Source organism: Humibacter ginsenosidimutans, from assembly GCF_007859675.1.
Lineage (GTDB): Bacteria > Actinomycetota > Actinomycetes > Actinomycetales > Microbacteriaceae > Humibacter > Humibacter ginsenosidimutans.
The window spans coordinates 1,208,949-1,222,556 of the sequence record NZ_CP042305.1; the positions used below are offsets into that span (position 1 = coordinate 1,208,949).

A 13,608-nucleotide genomic window follows, 5' to 3' on the forward strand; every position below is an offset into this window, starting at 1 on the left:
CTGGGTAACGCGATTCGCGGGCTCACAGGGTGCTCTCGTAAAATCGTCGAGCATCAGAGAGGAACGCGGCAGCACGCGGGTCCTCTCTTCCTCTTCTCTGGAAGGCTCACCCGTGTCCCGCACCCCTCGCCGTCTTGCGAGCGTTCTCACCGCCGTGGTCGCCGCGGCGGCGCTCGTGGCGCTCAGCGCCTGCAGCTCGTCGTCCACCTCCACCACGCACGGTCTGCAGACCGTCACCGCGGGCAAGCTCACGATCGCCACCGGCCAGCCCGCCTATTCGCCGTGGGTCATCGACAACAAGCCGCAGAACGGCAAGGGCTTCGAGTCCGCCGTCGCCTACGCGGTGGCGAAGAAGCTCGGCTTCTCCAAAGACGAGGTGACGTGGGTGCGCACCGGATTCGACGAGGCGATCGCCCCCGGCCCGAAGAACTTCGACTTCAACCTGCAGCAGTTCAGCATCACCGACCAGCGCAAGAAGGCCGTCGACTTCTCCTCTCCGTACTACACGACGACGCAGGCGATCGTGGCGTACAAGGGCACGCCCATCGCATCGGCGACGAGCGCTGCCGACCTCAAGGGCTACAAGATCGGCGTTCCTGCCGGCACCACCAGCTACGACGTGCTCGTCAAAGAGGTCGGCGGCACGCCTGCCGTCTTCAACTCCGAAGACGACGCCGTGCAGGCGCTGAAGAGCAAGCAGATCGATGCGATCGCCGTCGACCTGCCCGCCGCGTTCTACATCACGAGCGCTCAGCTGAAGAACGCCACCATCGTCGGCCAGTTCTCCGACACCACGGGCGGTGACGACTACGGCCTCGTGCTGCCGAAGAACTCGCCGAACACCAAGAAGGTCACGGCGGCCGTCGACGCTCTGCGCAAGGACGGCACGCTCGCCGCGCTCGAGAAGAAGTGGCTGTCCGACTCGGTGAACGTTCCCACCTTCAAGTAGGCGGTACCGTCCTTTCCGTGCCTCTTTCCTCGTCTGCACCCGATCCGTCGCCCGTGGCCACCACGGGCGCGGTCGCGTCGACCCCGCACGCGCTGAGCGCCGTCGCGCTCGACCGCGCGCGGTTCCGCAAGCGGCAGTCCAGCCGCTCCGTGCTGATCGCCCTGGTGAGCACCGTCGTGTTCGCCGTGGTCGTCTGGATCGCGGTCGTCAACACGCCGGGCTGGGCCCTCGTGCAGCAGTCGTTCTTCGATCCGAAGTCGGCATGGGAGGCGCTGCCGAGCGTGCTGCTCGGGCTGTGGACGAACATCCAGGTGCTGTTCTTCGCCGCCATCGGTGTGGCCATCGTGGCCACCCTGCTGGCGGTCATCCGCACGCTGCGGGCTCCGGTCTGGTTCCCGCTGCGGTTCATCGCCACGGCGTACACCGACCTGTTCCGCGGGCTTCCTGTGCTGATCGTGCTCTACTTGGTGGGCTTCGGCATCCCGGCCCTCGGGGTGTTCCCGCGGGTGCCCGCCCAGGTGTGGGGCACGATCGCGCTCGTGCTCTGCTACTCGGCCTATGTGGCCGAGGTGCTGCGTGCCGGCATGGAGGCCGTGCATCCCTCGCAGCGGTTCGCCGCGCGGTCGCTCGGGCTCAGCCACACGCAGACGCTGCGGCTCGTGGTGTTCCCGCAGGGCATCCGCAAGGTGACGCCCGCGCTCATGAACGACTTCGTGTCGATGCAGAAAGACGTGGGCCTCATCTCGGTGCTGGGCGCGGTGGATGCCGTGCGTGCCGCCCAGATCAACGTCGCCGAGACCTACAACTTCACCGCGTACGTCGTGGCGGGACTGCTGTTCGTGCTGATCTCGTGGCCGATGATCCGGCTCACCGACTGGTACACGGCGAGGGCGCAGAAGCGCGAGCAGATGGGCGGTGTGGTGTGAGCGAGACCGCGACGGTGAAGGATGCCGTGGGCCACGCACCCGACGCCCCCGTGCTGAGCATGCGCGGCGTCTACAAGGCGTTCGGCGAGAACACGGTGCTGCGCGGCATCGACCTCGACGTGCACAGGCACCAGGTGGTCGTGCTGATCGGGGCCAGCGGGTCGGGCAAGTCGACCCTGCTGAAGACCGCGAACCTGCTGGAGCAGATCGACGACGGGCAGATCTTCTTGCAGGGCGAGGACATCAGCGACCCCCGAGTCGACGTGGACAAGACGAGGGCCCGCATCGGCGTCGTCTTTCAGCAGTTCAACCTGTTTCCGCACCTGACCGTGCTCGACAACGTCACCCTCGCCAATCGCAAGGTGCACAAGATGCCGAAGGATCAGGCGGAGCAGATCGCCACCGACCTGCTGGCCCGCATCGGTCTCGGAGACAAGCTCAAGGACTACCCCGACCGGCTCTCCGGGGGCCAGCAGCAGCGTGTCGCCATCGTGCGCGCCATCGCCAGCAAGCCGGAGCTGCTGCTGCTCGACGAGATCACGAGCGCGCTCGACCCGCAGCTGGTCGGCGAAGTGCTCGACCTCGTCACCGAGCTCAAGGCCGACGGCTCGACCATGGTGATGGCGACGCACGAGATGTCGTTCGCCCGCAAGGCGGCCGACCTCGTGGTGTTTCTCAAGGGCGGCGTGCTCGTGGAGCAGGGACCGCCGGAGCAGGTGTTCGGCGACCCGCAGCATCCCGAGACCCGCGAGTTCCTCGCCAGGGTGCACACCGTCGCCTGAGGCGAGAGTCATGCGAGCTTGCTCGCATGACCGAGCCGAGGAAGAACGGTTGAGCGGCAAGGCCGCGAGCACCGTCGCCTGAGGCGAGAGTCGTGCGAGCTTGCTCGCATGACTCTCATCACTCACGTGCAGCGCCGGGCGACACCGCGACGACAGCCGTGGTCGACATCCACGGGCCGCTCCACCAGCCGCGCCAGCCGAGCGGTCGGCGTGAGACGTGCAGCCCCGCTGCCCGCAGGTTCTCGACGTACTCGTCGGTGCGCTGGATGTCGGCGATCACGATGGTGCCGCCTGGCGCGAGCACCCGAACCGCCTCCTCGACGGCCCGTCGACGACCCTCTCGGCTCGGGATGTTGTGAATGGCCAGGCTCGCGGTGACGACGTCGAATCGAGCGTCGGGGTACGGCAGCTCCGTCATGTCGCCTGTGTCGAAGCGCACCCGATCGGAGACTCCGTTGCTCGCAGCATTGCGCCGCGCAGCCGCGACGGTGTTTCCCGACTGATCGACGGAGCGCCACAGGTCGATGCCGACCACCTCGGCCGTGCCGAGTCGCAGCGCCGTCATGATCGACACCATTCCGTGGCCGCAGCCCAGGTCGAGGCACTGTGCTCCGGTGCCACTGACGCCTGAGCCGGGCGCAGCCGTGATGGGTGCGACGGAGGCGAGAAGTCCATTCCAGAGCACGAACTTGCCGCGCAGCGACGCGTACCAGTAGAGCGCCGCGCCGACCGCGAACGCGACGGCGACGACGGCCAGGAGCACGGCGATCCACCACCAGGCGTGCCAGAGCGTCGCAGCGAGCACGGCAAGCACGACGTAGCCGACCGAGAACCCCAGCCACATGCAGGGAACCCAGGGCGCGTCGATTCCGTAGGATCCGCGCGGCTTGATCTCGGGCATCCTCTGCCCCGCATCAGAATCGGTCATACTAAAGTTTTAGTAGATCGCGAGCGGAAGCGAAAGGCGCACGATGTCGAGACAGACGACCAGGCTCATGGTGCTCGGGGTCGTCGCCTACCGCGGACCCATCAGCGGATACGGCATCGAGAAGACGCTGGACGAGTGGGCCGTCTCGCGATGGACCACGATCGCCGCCGCCTCGGTGTACCAGCAGCTGCGCACGCTGACCGCAGCCGGCTTCATCGAGCCGAGCAGCGGCGCGACGGCGCGCGCCGTCGACTACGCGTGCACCCCGGCGGGCACAGCCGAGTTGCACCGCCTGCTCCTCGAGCTGCTGCACGAGCGCGACGTGCGCCCGCTCAGCCTCATTCCGCTGCTGCACTTCACTCCGAGCCTCGAGCCCGGCGAGCTGCACGACGGGCTCGCCCTCCGCATCGCGAGGATCGACGAGGCGCTCGCGCTCGAAGACGAGTTCCTGAACCGGTCGCTCGATCTCGGGCCCTCGCACGCGACCGAGATCTTCCGCCTCACCTGGCACGGCCTTCGCGCCGACAAGGCCTGGTGCGAGGGGTTCAGACGCCGGCTTCTGGTGCAGACGGAGTCGCCCTGAGCGGGTCGCGAGGAGCGCACCGCACGGGCGCCCACATGGCGATGGCGGCCGTCACGCGCTGCGCGTCACAGCACCCACGGCGGCGACACCGGCGCCGCATCGCCGCCCGGGATGGTCGCGAGCGCGCTCGGGCTGCCGCAGACGATGAACTCGCAGTCCTCCAGCGCGACGACGGTGCGAATGACGCCGCCCGGCATGATCACGGTATCTCCGGCCGCGACGATGAACTCGTCGTTCCCCGACCGGATGGAGACCTCACCGCTCAGCAGTGTCCAGATCTGCTCGGAGTCGATGACGTGCCGGGGTCCGGCCGAGCCGGCGGACATCCTCACCCGCCAGAGGCTGATGCCCCTGCTTCCGCCGACGGTGGGCGATGCCAGGGTCAGCGCGCTGGTCGAGGCCGTGCCTGTCTCGCGCACATCGGCCGACGGCACATGGATGAGCGTTTCGGTCATGATCGATACTCCCTTACATAGACAACATCATTGTCTATATAGTAAGCATCGTTGTCGATCTACCGCAAGGCGCGGATAATCGACGTCATGACCCATCGCTTCGATGACGAGATCCCGTTGCTCTTGATCGGATCGTTCCGCGCCGTCGTCGACGAACTCCACGACCATCTCCGCGATGCCGGGCTCGGCGAGTCGCGCGCGCTGCACGGATTCGCGCTGAAGGCCATCGACGATGACGGCGTCTCGATCAGCGAACTCGCCAGACGCCTCGGAGTGACCAAGCAGGCGGCGGCACGAACGGCGCAGTCGATGGAATCGGCCGGCCTCGTCGAGCGCCGCGCCGACCCGTCCGATTCCCGGGCGACGGTGATCACCCGCACGGCTCACGCCGACGCGGTGCTCGACGAAGGCGAGCGTTTCTACCGCCGCAAAGAGGAGCAGTGGCGCGCGCAGCTCGGCGATGAGCGCTACGAGGCGCTGCGCGACGGTCTCCGGGAGCTCGCAGGCAGCGAGCCGGTCACGAGCATCCCGGGCTGGCTGGGACGCGCGACCCGAGCCTGAGCGAGCGGGTTCTCGGGGCCGCTCAGCGCACCGTCCAGCCTCCGTCGATCGCGAGTGTCTGCCCCGTGATGAGGGATGCAGCCGGCGACGCCAGGAAGACCGCAGCGCCGGAGACCTCGCGCGGCACCCCGATGCGGTGCAGCGCCGCGATGCGCTCCACCGTGTCGGCTCGGAAGGCGGGATCGGAGAGCGCCGCCTGCGTGCCGTCGGTCTCGATGAACGTGGGCGCGAGCGCGTTGACCCGGATGCCGTACCCGCCCCATTCGACGGCGTGGCACCTCGTCAGATGCACCACGGCAGCCTTCGCCACGCAATAGGCCGACTCGCCGGGCAGCGCGACGAGACCCGCCTGCGACGCGACGTTGATGATCGCGCCGCCGCCGGCGTCCCGCATGTGCTTCGCCGCATGCTGGGAGAGGAAATACGTCGACTTCGTGTTGAGCTCCCACACCCGGTCGAACTCCTGCTCCGTGACGTCGATCGCGTCGGCCATGATGCCGCCGCCGGCGTTGTTCACCAGTGCGTCGAGGCGTCCGAATTCGCGCGCGGCCTCGTCGATCGCCGCCCTGGCGCCCTCGAGATCGGTGACGTCGAGCTGGAGCGGAAGCGCCCGGCTCCCCAACGCGGCGATCTCGGCCGCCAGCCCCGCGTCATCCCGCACGTCGCGCAGCCCGATGGCGACATCGGCTCCGGCCGTGGCGAATTCGAGGGCGATCGCCCTGCCCAGCCCTCGGCGAGCGCCCGTGACGAGCACGGTGGTTCCTGTGAGGTCGAAGGGGGATGCCGTGCGTGCGGTCGCGAAGATCATGCGACCACGCTAGAGGGTGCGACCCGTCACGCTGTCAACACCCGCACGGGCTCCCCCGCCAGGTACGCCACCACGTCGGCGACCGCGTCGCCGTAGAACGCGCGATAGTTGTCCGTCGTGACGTAGCCGATGTGCGGCAGCAGGAGCGACCGCGGGGCCGACCGCAGCGGATGGTCGGCGGGCAGCGGCTCGCTGTCGTAGACATCGAGCGCGGCTCCCGCGATCAACCCGTCGTGGAGCGCATCGAGCAGCGCGCCCTCGTCGACGATCGGCCCGCGGGACGTGTTGACGAGGTAGGCGTCCCTTCGCATCATCGCCAGCTCCGGGCGGCCAACGAGTCCGCGGGTCTGCTGCGTCAGCGGCAGGTGAATGGTGAGGAAGTCCGGCTCGCTGAACAGCGCATCCCGCGACACCGCCGTCACGCCGTGCTCGGCCGCACGTTCCACCGTCAACGACCTGCTCCACGCGATCACGCGCATGTCGAACGCCTGCGCGAGACGCGCCACCGGTGTGCCCAGACGGCCGAGTCCGAGGATGCCCAGCGTGCGCCCCGCAAGCCCCGGTCCGATCGTGTGCTGCCAGCCTCCTGACCGCACCGAGGCATCCTCCGCGACGAAGCCCCTCGCGAGTGCGATCATCATCCCGAACACCAGCTCGGGCACGCCGTTGCCCGCCGATCCCGTTCCGCACACGGTCACTCCGCGCGCGGTCGCCTCGGCCAGGTCGATGGACGCGTTGCGCATCCCGGTGGTCACCAGCAGCCGGAGCCGCGGCAGCGACCGCAGAAGCTCGGCACCGAACGCGGTTCGCTCCCGCATCGCCACCACGACCTCGCTCTTGGCGAGACGATTCACGAGCTCGTCGCCGTCGAGGTGGTCGGTGACCACGTCGATGTCGAACTCGGCCCGCACCGACGACCAGTCGGCGGAGGAGAGCGCGACGTTCTGGTAGTCGTCGAGCACGGTGAGGGTGCGTCGACCGCTCACCGTGCTCGCCATCCGTCCGTGTGCGTCTCTGGGTTCGTCCGCGCTACTTGGAGCCACTTGACGAGGAACTGCCCGACGACTGCTTGTCGATGGCCTGCGACGCGGCGAGCGCGGCGGCGATGTCCTTCTTGAGCCGGGCATCCGCGACACCGTACGCCGCCCAGTCCCCGGCCTTCAGCGCGGTTTCACGATCGGCGAGCGCCTGCTTCGCGTCGTCGAGCGCTGCCTGCAGCTGCTGGTTCTCAGTAGAGGTCGCCGACGAGCCCGATCCGCTGCCGGAACCTCCCGTGTCGCTCGAACCGCCGGTGCTGCCGGAGCCTCCCGTGTCGGAACTGCCGGCACCGGTGTCACCTGCTGTCGCACCGGAGTCGCCGCCGAAGAGCACGTCGAGTGCGCCGTCGAGGGTGTCTTCGAACGCGATCTTGTCGCCGAAGGCGACGAGCACCTTCTGCAGCAACGGGTAGCTGGTCGACCCGCTCGACTGGATGTACACCGGTTCGACGTACAGCAGTCCCCCGCCGACGGGCAGCGTGAGCAGGTTGCCGTTGATCACCTTCGTCGATCCCTGTCTCAACAGGTTCAGTGCGGCCGAGACGCTCGGATCGGAGTCGAAGTTGTTCTGCACCTGGCCCGGGCCTGGAATGGTGTCGTCCGAGGGAAGGCGCAGAAGTCTCAGGGTGCCGTAGTCGGCGGATTTCTTGCCAGCCGTCTTGCCCGCGTTCGAGTCGACCGCGAGGTATCCCTTGAGGATGCTGCGGTTCGAACTGCTCGTCGACTGCGGTATGTACGTGGTGTAGATCGAGAACTCCGGCGACGACTGGCCAGGCATCTGCATGGTCAGGTAGTACGGCGGCTGCTGCGACTCGGTGTCACCGCTCGGGTCGGGCGAGACCTGCCAGGCATCGGTGTTGGAGAAGAACGCGCCGGGATCCGTCACGTGGTAGCGGGCGAGGATGTCGCGCTGCACCTTGAAGAGGTCCGTCGGGTATCGCACGTGACTCATCAAGGCGCCGCTCATGTCGCTCATCGGCTTGACGGTGTTCGGGTAGATCTTCTCCCATGTCTTCAGCACGGGGTCGGAGGCATCCCAGGCGTACAGCGTCACCTTGCCGGTGTAGGCGTCGACGGTGGCCTTCACCGAGTTGCGGATGTAGTTGATGTTGTCGAGACCGAGGCTCGAGGCGTTCTGCGAGTCGGAGATGGCGTCACCGTACGACACCTCCTGCGAGTACGGGTACTCGTTGCTGGTGGTGTAGCCGTCGACGATCCAGACGATGTGCCCGTTCACCACCGAGGGGTACGGGTCGCTGTCGAGCTTGAGATAGGGCGCCACCTGTTGCACACGGGACCGCGGGTCGCGGTTGTAGAGCACCTGCGAATCGTTGTTGACGGCATCGGACAGCACGAACTGCTCGTCTTGGAACTTCAGCGCGTACGCCAGTCGGGTGAACAGGTTGTCGAGCTTCGGTCCGCCGTTGCCTGTGTAGGTCGAGTAGGTCGCCTGCTGGCCCCCCGATCCCGCCGGGTAGTCGAGCTCGATCGGCTTCGAGCTCGCCGGCGCGCCCACGATCGAGTACTTGGGCGAGTCCTCGCCGAAGTAGACGCGGGGCTGATAGTCGCCGAGCTTGCCCGAGGTGGGGATGCCCGACTCGAAGAAGTCGGGCTGACCGTCGGACTGCCGCTTGTTGCCGTAGGCCGCGACGAGTCCGTAGCCGTGCGTGTAGACGAACGTCTCGTTGTACTTGCCCGAGCTGCCGAGGCCCGACTGGTGCAGCTCGCGCACCGCCACCACGCTGTCCTGCTCCTTGCCGTCGATGGTGTACCTGTCGACGTCGAGGGTGGAATTGAAGCCGTAATACTGCCGGAACTGCTGGAGCTGTGCGAACGCACCCGACACCACTGCGGGATCGAGGATGCGGATGCTCGCCGTGGTGTCGGCATCCTGACGCAGAGCGCCCTGCTTGGCGTCGGTCTTGGCGTCATAGGTGCTCACCTTGACGTTGTTCACGTCGAACGCCTGCCTGGTGGAGTCGATCGACCGCGAGATGTACGGCGATTCCACCGTCTTCTCGCTCGGAGCGACGACCAGCTTCTGCACGCCCCACGGGTAGATGACGCCCACGATGATGGCGCTGACGATGAGCAGGGCGGTGCCGACCAGCGGGTAGCGCCACCGGCCGATGAACGCCGTGAGCACGAACAGCAACGCCACGAGCACCGCGATGCCCGCGAGAATGGCCCGCCCGGGAATGGTCGCGGTGACGTCGGTGTAGGCGGCGCCGTTGACGCGGCCGTCGACCGTGGAGTCCGTGACGCTCGCGTAGCGGTCGAGCCAGATGCTGATCGCCTGCAGCAGCAGGTAGAACGCTGCGATCACGGCGATCTGCACGCGCGCTGCCCGCGAGATGCGCACCTCACGACCGGCGACGCGCACCGAACCGTAGAGGTAGCTGGTGGCGATCGTGGCCAGCAGGGCGATGATCGTCACGGCCGACATGAACGCCACGATGCTGCGGTAGAACGGCAGCGCGAACATGTAGAACGACACGTCGAGGTGGAACTGCGGGTCGGTCTTGCCTGCCGGAACCCCGTTGAGCCAGAGCGCCGCCGTCTGCCACCTGCTGGCGGAGGCCGCGCCGGCGAAGAGGCCGAAGAGAACCGGGATGCCGTAGGTCGCCAGCCTGCGCAGCGGCTCGACCACCTGCTGGTAGCGTCCGACTCCCGGGTCGAGCTTCGCGTAGACGGGTCGCAGCCGGTAGGCGAGGAACATGCACAGCCACAGCGGCACCGCCATGGCGAGGAACCCGATGAAGAACATGGTCGTGCCGCCGAACCACCCGGTGGTGAGCACGTTGAGGTAGCCGACCTGGCTGAACCAGAGCACGTCGGTGTACAGGTTCGCGAAGATGAAGAACGCGATGACCAGCACCACGACGATCCCGAGCGTGATCCAGATGGCCGCACGACGACGGCCGGGAGGGCGAACTGCTGCGGATGTCACGGAATGTCCTCTACGGGGGCGTGCGGACTTCGGGCTCGTCCGCGATCGGGATCAGAACTTTCCCGTCATCCGGGCACGTCCTGACCTCCCATCCTAGGGTGGGCGGTCGAACGGCCGGTCGAACGTCGCCTGGGAGTGGTCTGGGTGAGAGGTAGGAGTTAGCGCCTCGTGCGGGTCACGACGCCGGGCACGTGGGCAGGCTCGCGGTGCTGCCGCCGGTGCGCACGGCATCCAGGACCTTCACCGAGTCGTCGAGCGTCTTCACCGCGTACACGTGCAGGCCGGCCGGGATGTGCCCCGTCACCTCGTCGCAGTTCGACGCAGGGGCGAGGAAGATCGTCGCGCCGGCCGCGCGCGCGCCGTACATCTTCTGCCGGATCCCGCCGATCGCGCCGACATTGCCCTCGTTGTCGATCGTGCCGGTTCCCGCCACCTTCGCGCCGCCGTTCAGCGATCCGGGCGTCAGCTTGTCCATGATGCCGAGTGCGAACATCTGGCCGGCGCTCGGCCCGCCGACGTCGTCGAGCTGGATCGTGACGCTGAAGGGAAAGTCGTATTCCATCTGGGCGCCGATGCCGACGATGACGGTCCCCGCGGTCTCCTCGGGTGTGATGACGACGTCTTTCTTCACGCCGTCGCGCTCGATGGAGAGCGTGGCAGGCGTGCCTGCGCCGTTCTTCTTCAGCTCGTCGCGCAGCGACTGCACGCCCTTGACCTCGAAGCCGTCGACCGCGTCGATGATGTCGCCGACCTTGAGGATGCCCTTGGCCGGCCCGTCCGCCACCTGTCGCACCACGATGTGCTGAGGAAAGTCGTAGCCGAGCTGGTTCAGGGCCGCGGCGACGGCATCCTTCTGCGAGTCGGTCATGAGCTGGGCGTTCTCGGTGTTCTGCTGCTGCAGGTCCTGGCCAGGCGGGAAGGCGACGCCGACCGGAATGACGGACTGCGATGACGACGCCCACGCCGTGATCACCTGCCACCAGTTGGGCAGCTGGTCGGGACTGCCCACCTCGGAGACCGTGAGCAGGTCGAGCGAGCCCTTCGTCGGGTAGGTCTTGTGGCCGTCGATGACGATGAGCGGCTTCTTCTCGTCGGCGTTCGCGGGCGCCTGACCGACGGGATGGTTGTAGCCGAGCGTGTTGAAGACGGGTCCCGGCCGCTCGATCACGTACGGCGCAGGCGCCAGCAGCATGACGAGCAGCAGCACGAAGGCGATGACGATGAGTGCCGAGCCGACGGTGCGCGAACGTTGGCCGCGCGACCAGGCCGCGTCGTCGGCATCCGAATCGGAGGCATCCCCCGAAGCGCTCCCGGAGTCCGTCCCACCCTGCGCGTCATCGGAGAAAAGGGACACCCGGAACTCCTGTTCGCGACGAGCGGACGACGGACCAGGCTAGCGTAGGCGATTTCCCACCCAACGCTGCTGTGCGTCGGTCTAGCGTTGAAGTTGAGTCGCCAAGACTCACTTCGAGACTCACTGACGAAGACGAACTTCCACGGAAGAGGAATCGCATGTCCGACGACGACCGGGACGACCCGGAGAACGAACTGCGCGACATGCTGCGCCAATTCCTGTCGGGCGACGGCTCGTTCGACGCGAATCAGCTGGCGGGTGCGGCCGGTCTGCCGAGCGACGCGGCGAGCATCCAGGCGCTGATGAGCCAGCTGCAGAGCGCGCTGCGCTCCCCCACCGACGGCATCGACTGGGGCGTCGCTCTCGAGCAGGGCACGACCATCGCGTCGAAGGATGCCGTCGAGACGACCCCCGCGCAGCGCGCGGCCCTCGATCAGGCGTTCAACGTCGCCGGGCTCTGGCTCGACGAGGTGACGAGCATCTCCGAGCTCACGACCACACCGGTGCTGCTCAGCCGGCGCCAGTGGGTCAAGGAGACCATGCCGGTGTGGACGCAGCTGGCCGAACCGGTCGCGACGAGCATCTCGGATGCGCTGACCCAGGTCATGCAGGAACAGGCGCCCGAGGAGATGCAGGGCATGCTGCAGAATGCCGGGCACATCGTGCGTGCTGTCGGCGGCACGCTGTTCGCCGTGCAGCTCGGCCAGGTGGTCGGGCAGCTCAGCGGCGAGGTGGTCTCGGCCGGCGATGTGGGCATCCCTCTTCTCACCGACGGCACGGCGGCCCTGCTGCCGCAGAACGTCGCCGCGTTCGGCGAGGGGCTCGACATCCCCGACGACCAGGTGCAGATCTACCTCGCTGTGCGCGAGCTCGCTCACGCGAGGCTGTTCAGGCACGCCAAGTGGCTGCGTCTGCAGCTCATCACCTCGATCACCGAGTTCGCCCGCGGCGTGCGCATCGACACGGACCGCATGCAGGAGCTGGCGGAGGGCTTCGACCCCTCCAACCCCGAAGAGCTGCGCGAGGCGATGGTGAGCGGTGCGCTCATCCCACCCAAGACGGAGGCCCAGCAGGCCGCCCTGGCGCGCCTGGAGACGATGCTCGCCCTGATCGAGGGCTGGGTCGACGTGGTGACGGCGCGGGCGACCGCCCGGCTGCCGAAGTCGGATGCCGTGGCGGAGACGGTGCGCAGACGCCGCGCCGCGGGCGGTCCCGCCGAGTCGGCGTTCGCGACGCTCGTCGGTCTCGAGCTGCGTCCCCGCAGGCTGCGGGAGGCCGCAGCGATGTGGTCGCAGGTGACGGATGCCGTCGGCGACGACGAGCGCGACGCCCTCTGGTCGCACCCCGACCTGCTGCCGACGTCGGAGGACCTCGATGACCCGAGCCGTCTCGTGGCCCGGCTCAAGGCATCCGCCGCCGGCGAGCCGCCGGAGCGCGACGAGCTCGACGACGCGATCGCCGCGCTGCTGAACGGGGAGGATTTCGGCGAGGCGCCCGGTGACGACGGCAGCACGCCGAACGGCTCGGACGACGGGCCGCATCCGGTGTGAGCCGCTCGTCCCCGTGCCATCCGCCCCTGGCTCGCGACTCGATCTCACGCCGCGCCCGTTCAGGTCGCGATTGTGGCCCTTATAGCCCCGAACAAGGGGCCGAAATCGCGACCTGAACGCGAGCGCTCGGAGATCGTCGCGTGCCGAGACGTAGCGCTGTGGACAACGAGCTCGCTGCGGCGACCGCCGCGAGCATGATGTCGGGCATGATCCATCGCCTCGATCCCACGGTGCCCCTGGTCTGGCGCGATCAGCACACGCTGCAGCTCGGCGTGGACCGCGTGGTGTGCGTCTTTCCCGAGCCGACGGCATCCATGGAGCGCATGCTCGCCGCGCTGCGAACCGGCGCGCCGACCGAGGCGCTCGAGGTGGAGGCATCCGGAACCCCCGCCCAGTGCACAGCGGAGGCGACGGCGTTGCTGGCCTCCGTCGCCGACGCGCTGCTGCCGCCCACACCGCAGTCGCTGCCCGCGCTCGTCGTGATCGACGGTGATGGACCCACGGCGGAACGGATGCACCGGCTGCTGCGGCAGGCGGGACACCGCGTCGTCGCGGGGCCTGCCTGCGACGACGGCGTCGAGGCCGCGGCCGCCGTGATCGTGGGCTCGTACGTCATCCCGCCCTGGCGTCATGGACCGTGGCTGCGCCGCGACGTGCCGCACCTGCCCGTGGTCTTCGGCGACGACGGCGCGGAGCTCGGTCCGTTCGTCGACGCCGACGGCCCC

Annotated in this window: 12 protein-coding genes; 6 read left to right on the forward strand and 6 right to left on the reverse strand. The window is 68.1% G+C overall.

The window, feature by feature from the left end:
- Positions 1-112 precede the first annotated feature (112 nt).
- The 3 genes from FPZ11_RS05805 to FPZ11_RS05815 are packed head-to-tail and all read left to right on the forward strand — an operon-like array spanning position 113 to position 2,657.
- Entirely contained in the window at positions 113-949 is an 837-nt protein-coding gene (locus tag FPZ11_RS05805) for an ABC transporter substrate-binding protein (protein ID WP_146319145.1), read from the forward strand.
- Between the two features lie 17 nt (positions 950-966).
- Positions 967-1,875 carry an amino acid ABC transporter permease gene (locus FPZ11_RS05810; RefSeq protein ID WP_437438619.1) on the forward strand — a complete coding sequence of 303 codons (909 nt, stop codon included), beginning with the start codon at positions 967-969 and terminating at the stop codon, positions 1,873-1,875.
- A 59-nt stretch (positions 1,876-1,934) separates the two neighbouring features.
- Positions 1,935-2,657 (forward strand): amino acid ABC transporter ATP-binding protein, encoded by a 723-nt coding sequence (locus FPZ11_RS05815; RefSeq protein ID WP_146322730.1) that lies wholly within the window; start codon positions 1,935-1,937, stop codon positions 2,655-2,657.
- Between the two features lie 118 nt (positions 2,658-2,775).
- Here FPZ11_RS05815 and FPZ11_RS05820 read toward each other — a convergent pair whose 3' ends face one another.
- Positions 2,776-3,585 (reverse strand): class I SAM-dependent methyltransferase, encoded by an 810-nt coding sequence (locus tag FPZ11_RS05820; RefSeq protein ID WP_146319147.1) that lies wholly within the window; start codon positions 3,583-3,585, stop codon positions 2,776-2,778.
- A 43-nt stretch (positions 3,586-3,628) separates the two neighbouring features.
- Here FPZ11_RS05820 and FPZ11_RS05825 point away from each other — a divergent pair, with 43 nt between their 5' ends.
- A complete protein-coding gene (locus tag FPZ11_RS05825; protein WP_146319149.1) occupies positions 3,629-4,168 on the forward strand; it encodes a PadR family transcriptional regulator in 540 nt (179 codons plus the stop codon).
- Positions 4,169-4,233: 65 nt separating this feature from the next.
- Here the strand turns inward: FPZ11_RS05825 and FPZ11_RS05830 are convergent, their stop codons facing one another.
- The gene (locus FPZ11_RS05830) at positions 4,234-4,623 is read right to left on the reverse strand and encodes a cupin domain-containing protein (RefSeq protein WP_146319151.1); all 390 of its coding nucleotides are present in this window, start codon (positions 4,621-4,623) and stop codon (positions 4,234-4,236) included.
- 87 nt (positions 4,624-4,710) lie between these two features.
- Here FPZ11_RS05830 and FPZ11_RS05835 point away from each other — a divergent pair, with 87 nt between their 5' ends.
- Positions 4,711-5,184 (forward strand): MarR family winged helix-turn-helix transcriptional regulator, encoded by a 474-nt coding sequence (locus FPZ11_RS05835; protein ID WP_146319153.1) that lies wholly within the window; start codon positions 4,711-4,713, stop codon positions 5,182-5,184.
- A 22-nt stretch (positions 5,185-5,206) separates the two neighbouring features.
- Here FPZ11_RS05835 and FPZ11_RS05840 read toward each other — a convergent pair whose 3' ends face one another.
- The 4 genes from FPZ11_RS05840 to FPZ11_RS05855 all read right to left on the reverse strand — a co-directional run bounded on the left by FPZ11_RS05840 (position 5,207) and on the right by FPZ11_RS05855 (position 11,201).
- Positions 5,207-5,992, reverse strand: a complete 786-nt coding sequence (locus tag FPZ11_RS05840; protein WP_146319155.1) for an SDR family NAD(P)-dependent oxidoreductase — start codon at positions 5,990-5,992, stop codon at positions 5,207-5,209.
- A gap of 26 nt (positions 5,993-6,018) precedes the next feature.
- The gene (locus tag FPZ11_RS05845) at positions 6,019-6,990 is read right to left on the reverse strand and encodes a D-2-hydroxyacid dehydrogenase family protein (protein ID WP_146319157.1); all 972 of its coding nucleotides are present in this window, start codon (positions 6,988-6,990) and stop codon (positions 6,019-6,021) included.
- A gap of 31 nt (positions 6,991-7,021) precedes the next feature.
- Positions 7,022-9,979, reverse strand: coding sequence for a UPF0182 family membrane protein (locus tag FPZ11_RS05850; RefSeq protein WP_210415963.1), 2,958 nt, complete (start codon positions 9,977-9,979; stop codon positions 7,022-7,024).
- A 175-nt stretch (positions 9,980-10,154) separates the two neighbouring features.
- Positions 10,155-11,201 (reverse strand): YlbL family protein, encoded by a 1,047-nt coding sequence (locus tag FPZ11_RS05855; protein ID WP_437438640.1) that lies wholly within the window; start codon positions 11,199-11,201, stop codon positions 10,155-10,157.
- Positions 11,202-11,491: 290 nt separating this feature from the next.
- Here FPZ11_RS05855 and FPZ11_RS05860 point away from each other — a divergent pair, with 290 nt between their 5' ends.
- Positions 11,492-12,883, forward strand: coding sequence for a zinc-dependent metalloprotease (locus tag FPZ11_RS05860; protein ID WP_146319159.1), 1,392 nt, complete (start codon positions 11,492-11,494; stop codon positions 12,881-12,883).
- Positions 12,884-13,608 lie beyond the last annotated feature (725 nt).